This window comes from Geminicoccus harenae, from assembly GCF_019800005.1.
Taxonomy (GTDB): Bacteria; Pseudomonadota; Alphaproteobacteria; order Geminicoccales; family Geminicoccaceae; genus Geminicoccus; species Geminicoccus harenae.
This window is the reverse complement of sequence record NZ_JABGCL010000282.1, coordinates 1-505: the sequence shown is the minus strand read 5'-3', so window position 1 is coordinate 505 and position 505 is coordinate 1. Positions and strand designations below refer to the sequence as shown.

The following is a 505-nucleotide window of genomic DNA, read 5'->3' as shown; positions in this document are numbered from 1 at the left end:
AATCTGGCGGGATACAAAATATTGGATGTACAGCTAGGGATCTGCTTAACCATGGTAGAGATGTACGGGAAGAGTTGAAAGGTCACGATGCAGAAACTTTAAATGAATTCTTCTTATCGGAGCAAGAAAAAAATCCTTCCTTTCGTTTCGAGATTGACCGAGACAATGACAACCGGTTGAAGCGATGTTTTTGGGCAGATGCCATATCTCGCCGTTCGTATGCTAATTTCGGTGACGTTGTTGTGTTCGACACAACATATAATACAAATAAATATTCTATGATATTCGCACCGTTTATTGGCGTCAATCATCATGGCCAATCTATTGTGTTTGGATCAGCATTCCTCAGTGATGAGACATTTGAATCCTTTGTATGGCTTTTCACGAAATGGCTGTCCGCAATGCCTACTGGCGCACCTAAATTGTTAATCATTGATCAAGACCCCGCTATTGCAAAAGCCATCCGTCACTCTCTCCCACATACATTCCACCGTCTATGTATATG

1 protein-coding gene is annotated in these 505 nt (G+C 41.8%); it reads left to right on the top strand.

The window, feature by feature from the left end; genetic code table 11:
• Nucleotides 1-505, top strand: a 505-nt coding sequence (locus HLA95_RS27885) for a hypothetical protein (protein WP_222185245.1), incomplete at both ends; no start/stop codon positions are given.